Genomic DNA, 19236 nt, shown 5'->3' on the forward strand with positions numbered 1-19236 from the left:
TTTCTAGTCGAAGATTTGGCTCGAGGAGGCGGTGAGTTACCGCACGCCCTTGATCGGGATGATTGCGACCGCCGCGAGGAGCGCGACGACGAAAGCGACCGGCCAGACGTAGCCGTAGAAGCCAGATGACAGGGCCACCACCGTCCCTGCTAGGAGCGGCCCCAGTGCCGAACCGAGATTCTGCCCGAGTGCGGCCATTCCCAGGTCCCGACCGGCCGAGTTCGGGTCGGGCAGCACGTCGATGAACAGGGCTTGATCAACCACCAGGAACGCACCCAACCCCACGCCCATGATCGCCGACTGCACGAACAGCGCGGTCACACTCGGCCAGAAGAATGGCACCAGAAACGACACAGCCATAATCAGTGACGCGACGATCACAAACGGCTTCCGTCGGCCAGACCTGTCCGACCAACGGCCTACCACGGCCATGCCCACCAGCGTGCCAGGCAAAGCGACCAGCCCAAGGAGCGGTGCGGTTTGTGCGGCTTCTGAGGCGGACAATGTGGGCTGCACGTAGGCCTGCAGCATGTAGATGCTGTACACCGAGCTGACACCTACACCGATGAACAGGACCACCTTCGCGATCCACGCCCACCGGAAGTCACGTGAGCGAAGCGCGTAGCCGTACGACTTGAACAGATCACGAGTACGGAGAGGTGACACTTCGAGTGTCTTCGAGGATCGGTCACGCGAAGCGAGCACGAAGATGATCGGCAGCAGCACCAAAAGAACGACGAACGGGTAGTAGGCAGCCAATCCTAGCGCGGCAAATAGTGTCCCCGCGGCGACGGATCCGACGATGGAACCCACGTACGAGACCAGACCCGTGACGGCAGATACCGTGGCCAAACGCTCTTCGGGGACCCGGTCCGCGACGGTTGCAGTGAGCGGGCCTTGGGCGATGTTCACGCTCAGCTGCAGGAGAGAAAGCAGAAGAACGACAAGTGCCAGGGACGGGGCGAAGCTCAGTGCGATTAGCAGGATTCCTCCCCCGACGACGCCACCCACGATGAAAGGTGCCCGGCGCCCGAGCCGTGAGCGAGTCCGGTCCGACAGCATGCCTACGACCGGCTGGACCAACATGGTCAGGAGGACACCGACCGAGGACACCAACGCCAGGCCGTTCGCCTTCGCCGCTTCGTAGTCACCGAGAAGACCAAGGAGCCTCGCCTGCTCAGAGCTGGGGGACACCTCACCGGCGGTGACTTGAGCCTGCAGCGCGGTCAGCGCCTGCAAGTTAACCGAGGCATCAGCACCCGTGAAGTACTGCGCGAACTCGATCCCCTGCACGTGGAGCGGGATCAGGATCGCGAGCACCCCACCCCAGATCAGGTTGATTCCGAGGTTCGCCAAGGAGTACGTGAGCATGTACCGCCGCAGGCGGCTGCCGGGGGCGTACTTTCCCGAAACACCCGGCAACGCCGCAGTGATCGTCGTTGTCGAAACCTCAGTCGTCATCGAACTGTCCTCTACTCGGGCGATGTGTGAGCCACGCACGATGGCGTAACCCCTCCTCTACGTCGAACTGCATCGCGGTCCATGTTCCCGAACGGGAAGAGCATGTTTCCTGTCGGGAACGCTAGACTGTCCTGCGCGTGCCGTCAAGTCGCGAAGGAGAAGGCTCAACGATGGAATCGGTGGAAACGACCACCCTGTCCACGCCTCGGCAACAGGGGAGACATGCGGGCCTCGATCGACGGCGGATCGCTGAGGCCGCGCGCAGTCTCGGCCCGCATGCGCTGAGCATCCAGGCCGTCGCCGATCTCCTCGGTGTTGATCGCAAGGCAGTCAATTATCACGTGACGAACCTCGCGGGACTTCTCGAATTGGTCGCGGTCGATGCATTCAGGATGAACTTCGCGAACGTGGATCTCTCCTCAATTACGGACTGGAAAGAGGCATGCCGTGCGTACGCCTTCGCGCTGCACGACAGCCTCGTCACCACCGGCGCCCTGGTCAGCTACTTTCGCTTCCAAGACTCGGGGGATTTGACGATGCTCGGTCCGGCGGACATCGTTATGCAACGGCTGTACGAGGCAGGTTTCACGGATGAGCAGGTCGGCAACGCCGTCATTTTGATTGTCAACGTCGCCATGTCCGCGGCGCGAGACGACGTGATGGTCATCGGAACGAACGGCACGCATCCGCAGTTGCCTATTATTCTTGGTGCCCTTCGAGACGCGTACCCGCGGCAGTTCCCGGGACTTCAACGCGCAATGACGGCGACCCCTGCGAGGGAACCATACGGTCCCGCGCAACTCGAAGCGAGTATCGACATTGTTACCCGCGGCCTGGAGTCCTTGCTTCCTGTATCTGCGCCTTCTTCGAAGCAGATTTAGCTCTCGCGTGTGCGGGAAGCGTCGACGGGTACGAGCTCGAAGTTGTCATCCTCGGCGAGGTCAGGCTGCGCCAGTCGCCTCTCCCGCCCGCGCCTTACGATGAAGACCACAACCGCAATGAGACCGAGACCGAGCGCGCACAGCCACCAGAGTGTCGAGGCACCCAGTACAGACAGGCCGATTCCCCCAAGCAGTGGCCCGACAGCAAAGCCGGCGGTGAACACGAGACCGAACAGTCCCTGGTACAAACCGCGGTACCTTGCCGGTGCCATATTCGCCACAACCGCGGCTGCCACCGGGAAGGTGCCTAGCTCACCAATGGTCCACAGCACCACCGCTACCGCGTACTGCTCCCATGTGTGCGCTAGTGCCTGAACCATGTATCCCGCAGCCGTGAGGAGTATTCCGACGGTGATGATCGGCGTTGAGGCGATGCGTTCAAAGACACGGATGAGGGGGATCTGGAGGACGCACAGCAGAACACCGTTGAGGGTGAGGAGCACTGAGTACTGAGCCACGGTGAATCCCGCGTTGGTCATCGCTATGGGGAGGGTTGACGTCCCCTGCGCGTAGATCGTCATGTAGGCGATCATCGCCGCAACGAACATCAGGAAAACGGTGTCGCGGCCAACGACCTTGTACCCCTCTCGCATTGTGGGGGGTCGCCCCACGCGAGTTCTTCGACCGACGCCGCGTGGAATCAGCACCACCGCAAGAAGAAGTGCTGTCAGCGCGAGCACCGCCGCTTGAGTGACGAATACCAGCCAGAATGCGACGGCGGCGAGGTTTGCCGCGATAACTGGTCCGATCGCAAATCCGGCATTCATCGCCAAGGCGTTCAACGAGAATGCTCGCTCGCGCAGCGTGGGCGGGACGAGATCGACGATCAGGGCGTTAAGTGCGGGGCCACCGACATGTCCGAGGATTCCGTACGCGAAGAGCGCACCGGTCATACCTGCGGGGCTGTCTTGAATCGGTATCAGCAGAATGAGCGCAGCGGCTCCCAACTCCCCGGCGAGAATTACCGGTGTGCGCCCGAACCGATCGGAGAGGAAGCCGGCCACGAGGCTGGCGATAATTCCGCCAGCCCCGTAGGCCGCCAGGACGATCCCGACTGTCGAGGGGGTGAAGTCGAGGTTCTCGGTCAGGTAGATCGACAAGAACGGAACGACGAAACGCCCCACCCAGAGGGCGAGAACGCCCACCCAGATCGCCCAGAACATTGCTGGTAGTCCCCAGAAGCTTCGCGCCACGGTGTTCGGTTTGTGATGGGACATGACGAAGGGCGCTTTCAGAGAGAGAGTGATTGGGGGACGGCGGTTTTCTAGACGAGTACGCCCTCCAGCCATTCGGTGACGTACTCCGAGGCGACGACCGATCCGGGCTGCAGGCTTGTGATCATCGTGAGCGCATCATCGTGTGCCTGATCGGAGGACCCGAGCAGCACGTCGGACGCGACGGCAAGGCGGAAGTCTCGCGCATGGGCGTCGACGGCGGTGTACAGCACACAGATGTCGGTGAATCCCCCGATCAGAATGAGGCTATCCACGCCGTAGGACTTCAGAATGATGTCAAGATCGGTTCCGAAGAACGCGGAGTAGCGTCGCTTCTTGACATGGAATTCGCCTTCGATGGGCCCGAGCCCCCACGCGATCTCCGTACCCGGGTCGGTTTCGATGCAGTGCGGACCTTCAGATCCGTCTAACTCTCGGCCGATGTCTTGCAAGTGAGGCTTGTGGACTTCCTGGATCCATACGACGGGGACGCCGCTGCGGCGGGCAGCAGCCACCATCGCTTGAGCCTTCGGCCGGGTCACACCGCCGTACTCGGTGTCCTGTGGGAGGTCTCCGCCTTGGAAGTCGACGACCACGAGCGCTGTCTTGTCGGTGATGTTGAGCATGAGGTTTGCCTTCTCTTCGGGGGTCGTCTTAGGACTGGAGCGGGGGGAGGGTGTCGAGCCAGTTGGTGACGGCGTCGGTGCTTACGAGTGCGTCACGCTGCAAATACTTGATTGCGCGGAGGGCAGCGTCGTGGAGGTCTTCGTCGGATCCGATCACCAGGTCGGAGATGACGCGGATTCGGTAGTCGTGCTGGTGGGCGTCGACGGCGGTGTAGTGAATTGCAGCATCGGTGCGGTCACCGACAAGGATGATCGTTTCTGCGAGGTATCCACGCAGGACGATGTCCAGTTCAGTTCCGAAGAAGGCCGAGTGGCGACGTTTGATGATCGTGTACTCATCGTCAGTTGGGGCGAGTCCGGAGAAGATCTCCGTACCTGCCGCGCCCTCAACCGCGTAGGGCTGCCCGTCGTTGTCGAGCTCACGGCCGAAGTCGATCAAGGTGGAGTTGTGAACCTCATGGACGAACACGACGGGTGCGGACTTCGCCCGGAATGCGGCTACGAGTTCAGCCGCCCGCTCATTCCGATCCTGGCGAGTTGCCAGCCCGGCCGCGTTGATGGTGTCCGGGCCCTGCGTGTGTAGATCGATCACAACGAGGACGACGTTTCCGACGGGTTTCAGCTCCGGTGACGGGTCCCATTCGGTGACCTGAGTGGGCCAGATAAGTTCAGTGGACATAGTTGTAGCTCCTTACGGGGACAGTGGGCGCGATCTCAGGTGAGCCGCACCCGCGGATCGACGATCGCGAGGACGATGTCGACGAGGGTGTTGATGAGGATGTACAGTCCTCCCAGCACGAGGCTGATGGCAGCAACCGCGTTGAGGTCTGCGGCACTGATCGCCGAGGTGAGGTACTGGCCGAGACCGTTCCACGAGAAGATCTGTTCCACGACCACCAGGCTGGACAGCATCATCCCGATCTGCACGCCTAACAGGGTCAGGGCGGGGCTCGATGCGTTCCGCAATGCGTGGCGGCGGACGATAGTGGACTCTGACTCGCCGAGGGAGCGTGCCGTCTGCGCGTAACCGCTCTTCAGGGATCCCGAAATGCCGTCGGCCAGGACGCGGGCAATAGCGACGCCGGGTCCGATGGCGGCGGCCAGTGCAGGCAGAAGCACATGTTGGAAAGCGTCCCACGCGTAGGCGGGATTGCCCGCGAGTATCCCATCGAGCACGTAGAGCCCGGTCATCCCGTCACTGGGACCGTAAGAGGTCCGCCCGGAAGCGGGCAGCCAGCCGAGCTGAGCAAACAGGAGCAGCACGCCGGCGGTGGCGAGGAGAAACGCCGGAGCACTCGCGGCGCTGAAAAGCACAAAGCGGATGACGGCCGCAACCTTCCCGCGCAGGGAATAGGCGCCTGCGAACACGACCGCGAGGATCAGCGCAAACACGATCGCCCACAGCGCCAATTCTGCGGTGGCAGGAATTCGTTGGGCTAGCTCTTCCGATACCGGACGCCTGGTGCTGAGGCTGAGCCCAAGATCACCCTGCGTGAGGCCCGTCAGATACTGGCCGAACTGAACGAAGAGAGGCTGATCGAGTCCGAGCCGTTCGCGCGCGGCAGCCACGGCCTCCGCGGACGCGTTGGCGCCGAGATAGCCGCGAACGGGATCTGCGCCGCCCGCACGGCTGACCGTGAAGATGAGCAACAGGAGCACGAAGAGCACGACGACCGCTGATACGGTCCTGTCGATTGCGAAGCGGACCATAGGTCAGAATCCTTTCGCGCGGAGGACTGTGCGCAGTCCGTCCCCGACGTAGTTGAACGCCAGCGCGACGAGGGCAATCGCGACGCCTGGCACCACTGCGATCCACCAGGCGGAGAGAATGTACTGCATTCCAGCGGACGCCATGAGACCAAGTTCCGGTGCCGGTGCCGGTGTACCGAGACCGATGAACGACAAGCTCGCCAGCGTCAGGACCACGGCGCCCACGTCGAGGCTTGCCGTGACGAGGACGGTGGGAACTACCGACGGCAACACGTGTTTGACGAGCAGACGAACGCCGCGGGTGCCGCTCATGCGAGCTGCCTCGACGTGCGGGCTGTTTATCACCCGCCTCACTTCACCTCGCGTCAGGCGTGCGTACATCGGCCACCACACGACGGCGATGCCGATCATCGAACTGGACAAACTGGCTCCGAGGCTGGCAGCAATCGCCATCGCCACGATCGTCGCGGGGAATGCCAGGAACAGATCAGTGACGCGCATCAGCACGCTGTCCAACCAACCGCCGACGAACGCGGCGATCGTCCCGAGAATCATCCCGGCGATCGCGCTGATCACAGTCACGGTGACGGCAGCGAAAAGGCTGATTCGAAGGCCGAAGACGACGCGTGTACCGATATCGAAGCCGAGGTTGTCCGTCCCGAGAAGATGCCCACTCGACCCGGGCGGCAGAAATGGGACACCGCTCGGAACGATGGGGCTGTACCACGCGATCAATGGACCGACTATCGCCAGTACGATCAGTCCACCGAGAGTGAAGAGCGCGATGGCCTCACCGATAGTGAAATGCCGACGTGGACGGGGCGTTGCCGGCACGAGGGCCGTATCCTCCGCGGGGGTCAACTCACGCAAGAACAGCATCCAGCAACCGCCTTCCATACTCGCTCTCGACGGCGCGGATGTCTTCTGCCGGTACCGACTCGATGATTCGACCGTTGCTGATGATGTCGACTCTGTCCGCGATGATGCGCGCGGCGGCAAGGTCGTGGGTGACAAAGAGAATCGACATTCCCAGTTCGTGTCGGAGGAGGTTCAGGAGGTTCAACACAATGGACGCTACGGACACGTCCAGAGCGCTGGTGGGCTCGTCGCACAGTAGAACGGTTGGGGGTACCACGATCGCGCGGGCGATCGCGACCCTCTGCTTTTGACCACCGGACAGCTGAGACGCACGCGCGCTGAGGACGGATGGGTCGAGAGCGACGCGCTCCAGCGCCAACCTGGCTGACGCGGTGTGCGCGGCCTGATCCAGGTGGCGGGTCTGTGGGGCGTTGGCTAGGCGTTCCATCAGCAATTGGGACACCGTGAGCCACGGGGTGAGTGATATGCCAGCATCCTGGAAAACGACTTGGACACCGGATCCTATGGAGCCCGCAACACTCACCTCCCCCGCGTCCGCACGCTCAAGCCCGGCCGCGATTCGCAGGATCGTGGATTTACCGGACCCCGACTCGCCGACCAGCGCCACGCTTTGACCGTGCGCCACAATGAGGTCGACGTCGTTGAGTACCTGTTTCTTCGCGCCAAACATGCTTCCGCTTCGGAACGCCTTCGACACGCCACGCAGTGTGAGGGCCGGAGTCTGTGCCACGCTTGTTGGTGGGGCGAACTCTGTCCACGTGAGCTCTCGTCGCTCCCACCGCTCGGTGACGGAATCGGCATCCAATCCGCGTTCGCGCAGCGCCTCCCCCATTGAAGCGATCACCGAGGACTCCGGCATCCCCAGGGGAATCGCTCTCTCTACATTTAGAGTGAGCCGCGAGGCAATAAGCCGCTGCGTGTAGGGCTCGGACGGAGCATCAAAGATCCGGTCGCTGGTCCCGCGTTCGATGACGCGGCCGTTGCGCATGACCGCGATGTCATCGCACATCGCCCTCGCGACGCCGAGGTCGTGGGTGATGAACAGCACGCCACACCCGAGCGAGTCACGCTCTCGAGTGAGGAGTTTGAGGATCTGCGCTTGAACCCCGACGTCAAGTGCTGTCGTCGGTTCGTCGGCAATCAATAGCGCAGGCCGTCGCGCCAGGGCGAGTGCGATCATCACCCGTTGCCTCATCCCCCCCGAAAGCTGATGCGGGTATGCCTTCAGGACGGTTCGTGGACTGCGAATCTCGACTTCTTCAAGCCACCGGAGGCTGTCCTGGCTGCTACGTGTGACCCGCCCCAGCATGTGACCGATCGTCATGGTTGGGTCTAGCGACGTCATTGGGTCCTGAAATACCGTCGTGACTTTGCTGCCCCGGATGCCCTCCCATGAGGAGTTGTCTGTCGGAGAAAGGACCCGATCTCCGACAGTGAGGTGGCCGGTCGCGCGGGCCGTTGTGTCTTTGGTGAGCAACCCCTGCAGGGCGAGACCGATGGTGCTTTTGCCAGATCCCGATTCACCGACCAGGCCGAGGCACTGCCCCGGTTCGACGACCAGGCTGACCTGATCGACAGCGGTGACGGTCCTGAGCGGGGTTTCGTAGTGGATCGACAAGTTGTCGAGCGTCGCAACGGACATGTCTCCTCCTCCGGCGATGTGGGCGAATCTAGGTATGCGAAGGCAGTCAGGAACTCTGACGGCCCCTATGGTCGGCTAGGCGGGCGGCTCGATGAGGGCGATGTCTAGAATGCCCGTGATCACGGGGCTATACGCCCGGTCGACACCGCTGATGCCCTTTTGGAAAACGGCGAGTCCGAGGCTGGTCGCCACTGAGCGCCAATAGCCCGACTCGCTCACCCGTTGTGCAACGTCTCCATAGAGAGCGTCGTCACCGGTTACCGTTGCCTGGTCGATTAGGTCCGCGACGCCCGGCACGTCGGCACCGAATAAGTCGAGGCCACCGGCCGGGGTGTAGAAGACGAATGCCCATGCCTCCGGCGACGCCGTGTCCGGGAACCCGGAGTAGAACGTGATGTCCGGGGCGGCTGCGCCTTCTGTAAGCGCCGCGTAGTAACTGCCGGTGTCATAGCCGACGCTCTCCGCAGCGATTCCTGCGCCGTTCAGTACGGCTGCGAGGTTATCGCTCAGCGCCTGGGCCGCTGGCCCAGCCTGGGCGTACGCGATGGTGATCGTCGACCCTGCGAGCTGTCCCTTCGCGAGCTGCGCCAGCGCATTGGGGTTGTAAGTGATGGCTTGCGTGTTCAGATTGGCTGGCAGCAGGGTGGTTGGGAAAACGCCGTCGGTCGGTGTGGCCGTGTCGGCGAGTGCTGTGTCCGCGAGGGCATTGAAGTCGATCGAGGAAATGAAGGAGCGGCGAACGTCCGGATCAGCGAGGTCGGGACTCTGCGGATTGACGAACATGGTCGGCGTTTCCATGCTGGGGAACGCGTACGCGCTCAGGCGGTCGCTGCGCTTTAGCTGATCGAACGTCGAAGCATCGGCGTAGCCGATCAGCCCGTCAACACCGCCGTCTTGCAATTCAAGCTGGATGGTGGCGGAGTTGGAGAACACATCGAAGCTCACGGCGTCATACCCGGGAGCATCTCCCCAGTAACCGCCATAGGCATTCAACTGATACGACGTTCCCGGCGCGAAAGCGCCATACGTGTACGGCCCGGTGCCAGCATCATTCGAATCGAACCAGTCTTCGCTGCCATTGACGACAGGGTGTTCTTTCAACGCCGTAGGGCTGATCATCTTCGGACCAAACGGGGAAGCGAGGAGATCAAGGAAGGAACTGTTGGGTTGTCTCAGGGTGATCGTCACGTTGAAGTCGTCTGCCGCCACGACCGATGCGACTCCGGCAGTCATGTACGACGGCCCCTCACCGATGGCGTTGCGACGGTCAAAAGAGCTCTGAATCGCGTCGGCGGTAAACGGCGTCCCGTCGTGGAAAGTCACGCCCTCTCGAAGCCGGAACGTGAATACGGTGTTGTTCGCGCTTGCAGTCCACTCCGTAGCAAGGACCCCGGTCAGTTCCGGTTCTTGTTTGCCCGGCACGTACCCGAGTAGACCCTCGTATGCGCTGTTGACGATATTGAGTTCTGAACCGTCGTAGGCGGTGTCCGGGTCTGGGGTGGAGATGTCTCCGAGAAGCGCGAGTCGCAACTCGCCGCCTTTTGACGCGCCGGGTACCCCGCCCGAGGCACTGCAGCCTGTAAGTGCGGCTATGAGCATCACGGATACTCCGCTACCGATCAGGGTGAAGCTCTTGTTGGCGAGCATGAATGGCCTCCTTGGATGGGAACTAAACCCAGCCTATCGATCGATAGGTCAGGGTCATTTCGCTTGTGTTACAGGGGTATTGCGTCTTCCCGAGTGTCTGCTGCCCGCGCACGTTTCCAGTTCGTCCAACTACCGAAACTGCTGATGTCGGCAGCCTTCTCCAGTGCCTCGGGTTCCACGAGGAAGCCCGTAACGTGCTGGCCGCTGTCCATTTGCACCTTGCCCAGGGTCATTGGCCGGGGTAGGGCTGCAAGGAAACGCCCAAGTCCTTCAGCGGGAAGGCTCCACAACTCTCCTTCGATCTGGCAGCCAGGGTTGCCGGCGCCGACGCGGACAAGGCCAGGTTTTGACGGGTCGGTTCCCAAGGCGTAGAGCCGGTAGGAGGCGGACGTTCGCACCGACCCTCGGAGCCTGCCGCCGAGCCCCGTGACCTGGTGGTTGAGGGGCTCGCCCGACATGTGGGCACCGAAGAGGGCGATGTCGATTTCCGTCGCACCGACCAGGCGGGCGAGGTCGGTGAGTGCGTCATCGGAGAAGGCGGGACCGGTAAGCATGACTCCGAAAGGCAGACCGTTGACGGTTCCCGCGGGGACGGCCAGGGATGCCAGGTCCATGAGGTTTGCGTAGTTCGTGAACCGGCCCATGCGGCTGTTGGTGGCAATGGGGTCGGCTTGCACTTGCGCGATGGTGGGGTGCCATGTCGTAGTGGGCGTAAGGATGGCATCGGCGTCAGCGAGAAGGCCGGCGGCCTCAAGGCGGAGGTGATCGAGGCGTTCCATATCGTCAAACAGCTCCGATGCGGTCGGGTTCGCGCCGGAAAGGATTATCCGTGCCACCGATTCGTCGAGATCCGTGCCGATCAGGGGTTGGTGATCTGCAATGTGCTTGCCGACGGCTGAATACCGTTCGGCAACAAAAGCACCGCCGTACAGCAAACTGGCCGCGGCGAGCAGCGGCGCAATGCTGCGCTCGAGAATCTCGACGCCGTTCGATTCCAACTCCAAAACGACCGCCCGGAAGGCGTCACTCCACCCGGGAGCGAGGTCGGAGTATTCATCCGCCGGAGGAACGAGCACCCGATGGATGCGACGCGCGGGCGAGGGGATGCCTAGTAACCCTGACAAGGGGTCGATGCCGTCGGGTCCGGCCATCAGGTCAACGGCAAGCTGTCCCAGTTGAGGTTCGCGCGCGAACACGGTGACGCAATCCAGGGTCCGGCAGGCGGGCACGACACCGGTTGCGGGCACGCGCCCACGAGTGGGCTTGAACCCCCACACACCGTTGAGTGCGGCCGGAACCCGTCCGCTCCCCGCCGTGTCTGTGCCTAGCGCAAGATCTACGAGCCCCAGCGCCACTGCAACGGCAGACCCCGAGCTGGAACCGCCGGAAATCCTCGACGGATCCACTGCATTGCGGACGGCACCGTACGGACTTCGCACACCAACCAGACCGGTTGCGAACTGGTCCAAATTGGTTTTTCCGATCACGATGGCTCCCGCGGCACGCAAACGACTGACCGCAGTGGCGTCGACGGCAGGAGAATACGCGTAAGAGGGGGCGCCAGCCGTTGTCGGCATCCCCGCGACGTCGATGTTGTCCTTCACCGCGACAGCAAGGCCGGCTAATGGCAGGCAGGTTCCGTTGCCGACAACCTCGTCGATGCGGTCGGCTTCCACAAGAACATCGCTCTCCTCTCGCAAGCTGATCCAGACCTCAGGCCGGTCGACAGTTCGGATGCTGCGATACGCAGCCTCGACTCGTTCGCGCGCGCTCATGCTGACACCGCCTCGAACTCGGGGGAGGTCACAATCATCCGCAGAGGCGTGGGGTTGAAGTCATTGCAGGGGTTGTTCATCTGGGGACAGTTGGAGACCACAACCAGCACGTCTCGCTCCGCCCGCAGCGCCACTCGTTTACCTGGGGCGCTTAAGCCGTCAACGATCCCCAAGGAACCGTCCGTCTCGACAGGCACGTTCATGAACCAGTTGATGTTCGACACCAAGTCTCGTGCGCCAAGCCCCCACCGTGCGCCCTCGGCGAGGAAGTTCTCTCTGCAGGCATGCTCGTGCACCGTGTGGTGTCCGTAACGCAATGAGTTGGACTCTTTCGAGCACGCTCCGCCAATAGTGTCCTGGCGGTCGACCTCGTTTCCGACCAACGTCATCAGCGGCCCCCCGGCGTTTGACAACAGCACGGCGCCTGTCCTGAGGTACGCATTTCGCTGAGCAGCGATTGTGTGTTGGACGCTGTACCTGACCGCGGTGTCTGCGGCCGCGTAGACGAGGAAGTCCGCGGATTGGTTGCCGCCGACGTCAACGATGGTGAGTGTGTCTCCCTGCCGAACGATCGCGGACCAACTTCCGCGCGGTGCAACGATCTCATCGAGAACCGTCTGGCCGACAGTATTGACTAGCGCCGCGCCCCAGTCGAACCAGTCCGCGGTGGCTGTGCCTGCAAAGTTCATGCGATCCCCCTTGAAGAGATGTAGTCCTGGGTATTCGAGTAGGCGCGTTCACGTTCTGGGGTTACCCTCCAGCGGGCGTGATCTCTGGTTGTGGCAGAGTCCCTCCAGGCGTGAATGCGGAGCTCTGAGACCGTATACTCCGCCCGCGGATCCAGTGCGTGCGGCGCGTTAGCAACCAGCAGAATCAATGGCATCTCCGCGAGGATCTCTACGATGGATCCCGGTCCTGCCGATCCGGTGAAACGCAGTTGCCCGTCGCTTTCAACGCGCACACCCTGAAAGAAGGCGACGCTCGGCGGGAGATCGCGGCGCGAGAGTCCCTGCTTGGAAGCAGCCAGCCCAAACAGGGCCTCGCCGCTCGGGCTCGCGGACTCCGCCGACGCGGCCCCAAACCGTTGCACTGCTTGGGCGCTGGAGACGGGACCGGCGAACGCATCGTGATGCGCCGACGTGTCCGAGACAATCGTGGCGAGAACTCGACCCTCACCAGAGAGCAAGGGATGACCAACGGTCGGGTACGCCTGCCAGAAAACCTTCTGCGTGTCAGCGACGTTCAAGCGTTCCCGGGGCGCGTCGGCGTTGAAGAGTACGAGATGTGCGCAGGCATCTCCACTAACGTCTTCGAATCGGATGCGTGTGCCCCGCGCCACGATTCGATGGGCATATCCCCCGCCCTGCACGGTCTCCGCCCAGACGGCACTCATTGCCGGCACGTCGTTGGGGAGGAAGGGGCTCGTGTCCGCTGGCACGTAGGGCATCACGTGAGCGAGAAGGTTCCCCTGCGCCCGTGCGTCCGACTGCGCCGCTAAGACGGTGTTGGTTGTGTGGTTCGTGCGCGGAGTGCTCACGTTGATCCTCCATCTGGTCTATCAACTGATAGGCCAGGTGTACAGGGTCAACGTTTCATGCTTGTTTCGGAGGGGTCAGAAGGCGTGCGACGGCCGCCATCGTCTGTCGGGAAACCTCATTCACATCGACCTGCTCGTAGGCGCGACGAAACACCACGCCCTCGATCATGCTGAAGATGACACCAACGAGGTCATCGCCGCGGAGGTCTCCCCATCCGGGCGAGGTCTCAACGATGAAGCTACGATAGAACCCCTGAAGTTCACTAAATCGGTCGAGCGGGCCATTCATCTCAGCGACCGTGCCCTGCGCGACAAGCGCGAACGCGCTACTGCTACGGTCGCTCTCCCAAAGAAGGCGCACATCGAAGTCAACCAGGCCCATAAGCCGATCATGCGGGGTGAGTTTCTCGTCTGAGGCGAGTTCTTCGGCCTTGCGCAGTGACGGTTCGACTGTGGCGAGCGCGACCGCGTGGAGTATGTCAGCCTTCGTCGCGAAGTGGTGATAGAGCGAAGGTTGACGGATCCCGGCAGCGTGCGCGATATCCCGGGTAGAGGTCGCGGCGTACCCCTGGGAAAGAAAGAGCTTGCTCGCTGCGTGCAGGATGCGTTCTCGCCCTCCGCCACCAGCCTTCCCGATGTCCATGACAGCCCGATCCGATTGCTTTTGGGAAGCCTGCGCACGGCTGCTCGAGGATGGGGACAGGCCTGAATTGGAGGACACCACTTTTCCTTCGATAGAGAGCGATCGTGTGCACGGGCACCCTTCAGTGAGCGCTGAGTGCGACTCCTCCGACTGTATCCGCTCATCTGCTTGCCACTGACTGCTGGGACACTTTTGCCGGTTCGCGGGCGGCGTGCCACTTCGTGACGCGGCGGGGTTGGGTGGCACATGTGTATCCATTGCTGCACGCGCAGAGCCCGGAGTACGGTCCGGAACTCAGAGCATCGTTGGCGCGACTGGCACCGGCGTTCCATTTCACTCCCGAACTGGTTGCACAGCTGGCCCGACAATACGCAGGCGAAGCCCACCTCGACGACCCGGTCGCGTTCCCAGGAAACGCAAATTCCGCCTTCCCTTGCCAGCTACCGTCAACATTTGTCCTCAACGCTGACGAAGATGAACTCCACGCTTCCGGCGAGGAATTCGGTCGGCAACTTCGCAACGCAGGAGTCCACGTTGACATGGGGGCTCAGCCGCACATGTACCATGGGTGCCTTGATGACACCTCACTGCCTGCGGCGCATTCGGCCATCGCGACGATGGCGAATTGGCTCACGGACGCCCTTCGAGCAGCGACGTTGCCGTAGTCAGTCTGCCGCTCTCGCTGACAGCCCCTTGTTCTCGGACCCATCCGTCTGGCGCCGCCAGTGGACGCCACCACAATCCCACCCCAGCGGCGCACTGAGGACCACACGCGGAGCGACCGCTCCACTGCTCCCAAATCACGGGACGCCAAAGAGGATTCCACCTTTGAGGAGCTAGCTGCACGTCCGCAGTCGCCAGGCAGAACCGCCCGACCTGCATGTCGGTCCGCGACGTGATCAATGACCCGGTCGTGTCACACGTCGCTCTCCTCAGCACGCACTGGCGATGGCGCTGTCGTTGTGTGCCGGCATGGCCGCTTCTTCCAGTCTCCTTGACGGAAAGATTCGAGCGAGGTCACTCGGTTCTGCAACAGCCGACGAAAAGGCGGAGCGTTGTATGTCGCACATTCCAGCCATTTCGCTGCGGGGTTGAGGCGTCGCGGAGCATGCAGCTAGATGGGCCGAGATCGTTCAGGATCCGCCGCCCGCGTCTCGTTGGCGACACCGCGAGACCGGACGCGCCCCAGCGCATGAGCTATATCTTGATGGGTTCGTAGCCATCGCGAACCTCATCCCGACAGTCACCACGATCGCCTCCTTGGGGGCGACGATGCGCCGATCCCCACCCCGCATTCACAGCCGCGGTGCGGCCAAACGCTGTGGGGATCGATGGCAAGCCGTCTAGAGAAGGGCGTTCGCGCCTACCCAGAGAACGCCGGGGTTGAGCCGGTGTGGGTGCAGCCGAGTCATAGTTTCGAAGAACTGGAGCGGCGTCGCAGACGTAGCGAGGTGCTCGTCAACGTCGTCGAGATACTTCCGGGTGAGTGCGATATGTGCCGGGGCATCCGCGGAGGCCGGATTCTTGTGTCCCGCGACGACGTGCGCCGGGTCGAGTGAGCTGACAATGTCCAGAGCCTTCCGCCATGCATCGCGGCCTCCGTCCACGGACTCGGCGAGCGAGAGGTGGACCTCGTTGTAGACGACGTCTCCGGCTACGGCCAATCGCAGATCAGGCACCCAAAGGACGGTGCTGTCATCGGTGTCGCTGTGCCCGACTTCGACGGGGAGAAGCTCTTTTCCTTCCAGCCGGATCCCGTTCTCGTCGGCAACCCGCACATCGAACTCTGCTGTGGGTATTTCGGTGGGGAAGAGAACGTCCCAGAATGCGGTGCGCGCCTCCGCGCTCGCGGGACTGACAATCTGGGCGCGTGTGCTAGCCGTGGCGTGCACCACGGCGTCGGAATACCGTTCGAGGATGATGGGTGTTCCGAACCAGTGATCACCATGACCGTGGGTGATGTAGATGTCCGTGATCGTTCGTTTGGTGCCTTCAACCCAGTCCAGCACTTTGCGCGCCGACGCGGTGGTGAAGGGCGGGTCCACGAGTACTGCGTCGTGGTTTCCGTAGATCAAGGTGGTTGTTTGGGGTGACCATGCGATCGGGTCTCCGTTGGGCATATTGAGGTTCCCCGAATGCTGGGGCAGCGGCGGTGTTACGAACGTGCTGTATTTCAGACTGTTTGACACGGCTGTTTCCCCTTAGAACATGGTGTTGTTGTTGGCGGCTTGCGCAGGGACGTCTTGCGCCGCGCTCCAATGCTCGACAATTTTCAGATCGCGAACACGGAACAGGTCGATGACCGACGATCCGAGGTCGTCGGGCGAGGTCTGGTAGTGGCTGTGCACGGCGACGAAGTCGCCCTCGGCGATGAAACGCTTGGGGGTGATGGTGAGTTGGGGATTCGCCTCGAAATAGGCGGCGAGGTCGGCTCGAAGGTCCCCTCCCCCGCGCGGAACGTGCAATCCGTGTTCGAAGTAGTCCGGGCCGACGTAGGAGGGAAGGCTGTCGAGGTTTCTCTCACCCAGCACCTCTTTGACATAGTTCCTCACGACCTCGCGGTTGTGAGGCGTGAACCAGCGCTGTGTCGGAAGGGTGGAGCCCGGGTTACTGAGCGTGGTGAACGCGTTGTCAGCGACAGTGTCAGGGACTTCTTGAAGGATGTCCCAGTGTTCAGCGATCTTGCCGTCCTGGAATCGGAAGATGTCGAATACAGCAAGGCCAGAGGTTCCGGGCACGGTGATGCCGTGAGAGTGCAGCAGCACAATATCGGCGTCGGTGAGAGCGTGAATGTTTACGTAGTCAGCCTCGGGGAATTGAGCCTTCCAGGCTGCACCAAAGGCCTTCATCGCCTCAGGTCCGTCAGGCGCGAGGGGGTTGTGCTGGATGTAGTCCGGGCGGATTAGCGCGTCAACCTTGGTGAGGTCGCCTCCCGGCTCGAACACCGCGCGCAACACGTCCGCGGCCTCATATGCCTTCCGTGCCTCACGAACAGTCAGCACGATCTTCCCGGAGGTGCGTCCCGTTTCGCCAAGGGCGTGCGCTTGAGCTGCTTGCGCCAAGGGGAACGTCGCTTCGATGTGCGCGCGCAGCTGCCCGTTTTCGACGAGGTCAGCAATCGCGTTCATTCCGGCGCCGTCTGCCTGAACAAGCAACGACTCGAACCGGACACCAAGTTCGACGAAGGTCTCAGCTTCTCCGTCGGCCAGGGGAACCGGCAGGATGGAGATAAGCGTTCCCCCACGTCTGAGCACGCTCAGCGATCGGGCGCGGCCTGCCTGATCGAAAGACACCGAGTCAAGGACAATGTCGATGTCGGCGGGGAGGGTGGTGAGATCGACTGCTTCGTAGTCGATGACTTCATCCGCTCCCATTGATCGAACAAAATCATGCTTGTTCGCGCGGGCCGTCCCAATGACGTACGCGCCGCGCGATTTGGCGATCTGGATCGCCAAATGTCCCACACCACCTGCGGCAGCGTGGATCAAGACGCGTTGCCCTGACCGAACACCGGCTGTTTCAACGAGAGCTTGGTACGCAGTCAGGGATGCGAGAGGAAGAGCCGCGGCCTGCACGTGATCGATGTACGCGGGCTTCGTGGAGAACACACGCGCTGGCGCGGTGACAAACTCGGCATGCGAGCCCACCCCTTCCGGATACGGCAGCATCCCGAAGACCTCATCGCCGGGCTTGAAGATCGTTACTCCCACACCCACCGCTTCAACAATTCCTGACACGTCCCATCCGAGGACGAGCGGAAGTCGGTCGATCGTGAGCACCCGAGCCCGGTTCGACCAATCCGTGGGGTTCACCCCGGCAGCGTTCACGGCCACGAGAATCTCTCCGGCGCGCGGCGAAGGAACGGGCAGGTGTACAAGTTTCAGGACGTCGGGCGAACCGAGCGTTTCCTGGCTAACAGCGTTCATCACAGTAGGAAATGTCATAGATCCCACATTGCGACAGTACAGGGCGCCATACAATGGCTATTAGGACACTTATCGACGGGATCTTGCCATGCCTACTCCACACCGTGTTGCCGTTCTTGCTCTTAACGGCGTCTACCCGTTCGACCTTGGCATTCCCGCGCGGGTGCTAGGCGCCGCGGGCGGGCGGTACTCCATCGTCACTTGCAGCGTTGACGGCCGCGCAGTGCGCACAAATGCTGACTTCGAGATCAGTATCGAGAACGGACCAGAGGCACTCGAGAACGCGGAAACAGTCATCGTTCCTGCGTTTGAGACCGCCACACTCGATCGCTCGCACTTAGCCACAATGGCCCAAGCCCTCTCAAAGGTCGCGCCAGGAACCCGAATCGTCTCCATCTGCACGGGCGCTTTCATCGTCGCAGCGGCAGGCCTTCTAAACGGGCGTCGCGCGACGACGCACTGGGCCGCAGCGACTCTGTTTCGTGACTGGTTCCCGGAAGTCGACCTCGATCCCGATGTGCTCTTCGTCGATGAAGGCGACGTCCTCACGTCCGCCGGCGCGGCCTCCGGGCTAGACGCCTGCCTCCACCTCATCCGAAAAGATCATGGGAGCGAAGTAGCTAACCACGCCGCTCGTGTCTGCGTTGCCCCACCGTGGCGAGACGGTGGACAGGCCCAGTACATCGAACACCACTTCCCGCACACGCCACAGCACGCATCTTCTGAAGTTCGGGAGTGGGCGCGAACGCGACTTCGCGAGCCCCTCACATTGGCGATGCTCGCCGAACACGCGCGTGTCAGCCCGCGAACACTTTCACGGCTCTTCGACAAGGAAGTTGGCATAAGCCCTGGCCGTTGGCTCGCGCAACAGCGCATCGACCAGGCCCGACAGCTTCTCGAATCCACCGATCTTGCGGTTGAGCAGATTGCCAACCAGGTCGGCTTCCAAGGCAGCGCATCGCTGCGCGAACACTTCGGTAACACTCTCGGGGTCTCCCCCAACGCCTACCGGCGTACTTTCCAAGGAGTTCAGTCTCAAGGATCTGAAATCACATCACTGGATCTCCAAGCGCCATGAACCCACGCTGGGCCATGCCAGTGACGGGCGCGCAGGATTGGATCGTAAGAACTCTGTGTTGGCTAGGGCGTGTCTCCCATATGTTCGGTGAAGCTCGCGGCAGTCTGGTCGGGTGAGGTCGACGGGTTCGCGGTATCGGGTGTTCACGGACGAGCAG

General features: G+C 62.2%; 17 protein-coding genes. 3 read left to right on the forward strand and 14 right to left on the reverse strand.

From position 1 onward, the window contains the following. Positions 1-36: 36 nt before the first annotated feature. Positions 37-1461: an MFS transporter gene (locus BLW00_RS19960; RefSeq protein WP_092557545.1), complete on the reverse strand. Its 1425-nt coding sequence runs from the start codon at positions 1459-1461 to the stop codon at positions 37-39. A 170-nt stretch (positions 1462-1631) separates the two neighbouring features. Here BLW00_RS19960 and BLW00_RS19965 point away from each other — a divergent pair, with 170 nt between their 5' ends. Then, positions 1632-2342 carry a TetR/AcrR family transcriptional regulator gene (locus tag BLW00_RS19965; protein WP_092557547.1) on the forward strand — a complete coding sequence of 237 codons (711 nt, stop codon included), beginning with the start codon at positions 1632-1634 and terminating at the stop codon, positions 2340-2342. On the opposite strand, the gene BLW00_RS19970 is transcribed toward BLW00_RS19965, so the two are convergent. From BLW00_RS19970 to BLW00_RS20020, 11 genes are all read right to left on the reverse strand, one after another. Further along, a complete protein-coding gene (locus tag BLW00_RS19970) occupies positions 2339-3691 on the reverse strand; it encodes an MDR family MFS transporter (protein WP_092557549.1) in 1353 nt (450 codons plus the stop codon). The two genes, BLW00_RS19965 and BLW00_RS19970, sit on opposite strands and share 4 nt — an antisense overlap. Then, positions 3667-4242 (reverse strand): cysteine hydrolase family protein, encoded by a 576-nt coding sequence (locus BLW00_RS19975; protein ID WP_092557551.1) that lies wholly within the window; start codon positions 4240-4242, stop codon positions 3667-3669. The genes BLW00_RS19970 and BLW00_RS19975 overlap by 25 nt, the downstream gene beginning before the upstream one ends. Before the next feature lie 28 nt (positions 4243-4270). Continuing rightward, positions 4271-4921, reverse strand: a complete 651-nt coding sequence (locus BLW00_RS19980; RefSeq protein WP_092557553.1) for a cysteine hydrolase family protein — start codon at positions 4919-4921, stop codon at positions 4271-4273. 35 nt (positions 4922-4956) lie between these two features. After that, positions 4957-5952, reverse strand: a complete 996-nt coding sequence (locus tag BLW00_RS19985) for an ABC transporter permease (protein WP_092557555.1) — start codon at positions 5950-5952, stop codon at positions 4957-4959. A 3-nt stretch (positions 5953-5955) separates the two neighbouring features. Continuing rightward, positions 5956-6831 (reverse strand): ABC transporter permease, encoded by an 876-nt coding sequence (locus BLW00_RS19990; RefSeq protein ID WP_175494456.1) that lies wholly within the window; start codon positions 6829-6831, stop codon positions 5956-5958. Next, entirely contained in the window at positions 6815-8473 is a 1659-nt protein-coding gene (locus BLW00_RS19995) for an ATP-binding cassette domain-containing protein (RefSeq protein WP_092557559.1), read from the reverse strand. Before BLW00_RS19995 ends, BLW00_RS19990 begins: the two co-directional genes overlap by 17 nt. A gap of 75 nt (positions 8474-8548) precedes the next feature. After that, entirely contained in the window at positions 8549-10120 is a 1572-nt protein-coding gene (locus BLW00_RS20000) for an ABC transporter substrate-binding protein (protein WP_092557561.1), read from the reverse strand. Between the two features lie 68 nt (positions 10121-10188). Further along, positions 10189-11895: an allophanate hydrolase gene (locus tag BLW00_RS20005; protein WP_092557563.1), complete on the reverse strand. Its 1707-nt coding sequence runs from the start codon at positions 11893-11895 to the stop codon at positions 10189-10191. After that, on the reverse strand, positions 11892-12584 hold the full coding sequence (locus tag BLW00_RS20010; RefSeq protein ID WP_092557565.1) for an urea amidolyase associated protein UAAP2: 693 nt from the start codon (positions 12582-12584) through the stop codon (positions 11892-11894). Before BLW00_RS20010 ends, BLW00_RS20005 begins: the two co-directional genes overlap by 4 nt. Continuing rightward, complete coding sequence (locus BLW00_RS20015) at positions 12581-13432, reverse strand: urea amidolyase associated protein UAAP1 (protein ID WP_245741703.1); 852 nt, start codon at positions 13430-13432, stop codon at positions 12581-12583. The genes BLW00_RS20010 and BLW00_RS20015 overlap by 4 nt, the downstream gene beginning before the upstream one ends. 55 nt (positions 13433-13487) lie before the next feature. Continuing rightward, complete coding sequence (locus tag BLW00_RS20020; protein WP_175494458.1) at positions 13488-14075, reverse strand: TetR/AcrR family transcriptional regulator; 588 nt, start codon at positions 14073-14075, stop codon at positions 13488-13490. A 248-nt stretch (positions 14076-14323) separates the two neighbouring features. Between BLW00_RS20020 and BLW00_RS24465 the strand changes: the two genes are divergently transcribed. Then, complete coding sequence (locus BLW00_RS24465; RefSeq protein ID WP_175494460.1) at positions 14324-14740, forward strand: alpha/beta hydrolase; 417 nt, start codon at positions 14324-14326, stop codon at positions 14738-14740. A gap of 678 nt (positions 14741-15418) precedes the next feature. Here the strand turns inward: BLW00_RS24465 and BLW00_RS20030 are convergent. Both BLW00_RS20030 and BLW00_RS20035 read right to left on the reverse strand, forming a co-directional pair. Next, on the reverse strand, positions 15419-16264 hold the full coding sequence (locus BLW00_RS20030; RefSeq protein ID WP_092557571.1) for an MBL fold metallo-hydrolase: 846 nt from the start codon (positions 16262-16264) through the stop codon (positions 15419-15421). A gap of 12 nt (positions 16265-16276) precedes the next feature. Next, on the reverse strand, positions 16277-18001 hold the full coding sequence (locus BLW00_RS20035; protein WP_092557573.1) for a zinc-binding dehydrogenase: 1725 nt from the start codon (positions 17999-18001) through the stop codon (positions 16277-16279). An 88-nt stretch (positions 18002-18089) separates the two neighbouring features. Here BLW00_RS20035 and BLW00_RS20040 point away from each other — a divergent pair, with 88 nt between their 5' ends. Next, on the forward strand, positions 18090-19079 hold the full coding sequence (locus tag BLW00_RS20040; RefSeq protein ID WP_092557575.1) for a GlxA family transcriptional regulator: 990 nt from the start codon (positions 18090-18092) through the stop codon (positions 19077-19079). The last annotated feature ends 157 nt before the right edge of the window (positions 19080-19236 follow it).

Source organism: Herbiconiux ginsengi, from assembly GCF_900107435.1.
GTDB classification, from domain to species: Bacteria; Actinomycetota; Actinomycetes; order Actinomycetales; family Microbacteriaceae; genus Herbiconiux; species Herbiconiux ginsengi.

Excerpts from the sequence above, each read along its gene's own strand:
- BLW00_RS19995 (WP_092557559.1), bottom strand. The coding sequence starts at position 8,473 with ATGTCCGTTGCGACGCTCGACAACTTGTCGATCCACTACGAAACCCCG.
- BLW00_RS19985 (WP_092557555.1), bottom strand. The coding sequence starts at position 5,952 with ATGGTCCGCTTCGCAATCGACAGGACCGTATCAGCGGTCGTCGTGCTC.
- BLW00_RS19990 (WP_175494456.1), bottom strand. The coding sequence starts at position 6,831 with ATGCTGTTCTTGCGTGAGTTGACCCCCGCGGAGGATACGGCCCTCGTG.
- BLW00_RS19980 (WP_092557553.1), bottom strand. The coding sequence starts at position 4,921 with ATGTCCACTGAACTTATCTGGCCCACTCAGGTCACCGAATGGGACCCG.
- BLW00_RS19965 (WP_092557547.1), top strand. The coding sequence starts at position 1,632 with ATGGAATCGGTGGAAACGACCACCCTGTCCACGCCTCGGCAACAGGGG.
- BLW00_RS20000 (WP_092557561.1), bottom strand. The coding sequence starts at position 10,120 with ATGCTCGCCAACAAGAGCTTCACCCTGATCGGTAGCGGAGTATCCGTG.
- BLW00_RS19970 (WP_092557549.1), bottom strand. The coding sequence starts at position 3,691 with ATGGCTGGAGGGCGTACTCGTCTAGAAAACCGCCGTCCCCCAATCACT.
- BLW00_RS19975 (WP_092557551.1), bottom strand. The coding sequence starts at position 4,242 with ATGCTCAACATCACCGACAAGACAGCGCTCGTGGTCGTCGACTTCCAA.
- BLW00_RS20005 (WP_092557563.1), bottom strand. The coding sequence starts at position 11,895 with ATGAGCGCGCGCGAACGAGTCGAGGCTGCGTATCGCAGCATCCGAACT.
- BLW00_RS20020 (WP_175494458.1), bottom strand. The coding sequence starts at position 14,075 with ATGGACATCGGGAAGGCTGGTGGCGGAGGGCGAGAACGCATCCTGCAC.
- BLW00_RS20010 (WP_092557565.1), bottom strand. The coding sequence starts at position 12,584 with ATGAACTTTGCAGGCACAGCCACCGCGGACTGGTTCGACTGGGGCGCG.
- BLW00_RS20040 (WP_092557575.1), top strand. The coding sequence starts at position 18,090 with ATGCCTACTCCACACCGTGTTGCCGTTCTTGCTCTTAACGGCGTCTAC.
- BLW00_RS20035 (WP_092557573.1), bottom strand. The coding sequence starts at position 18,001 with ATGAACGCTGTTAGCCAGGAAACGCTCGGTTCGCCCGACGTCCTGAAA.
- BLW00_RS19960 (WP_092557545.1), bottom strand. The coding sequence starts at position 1,461 with ATGACGACTGAGGTTTCGACAACGACGATCACTGCGGCGTTGCCGGGT.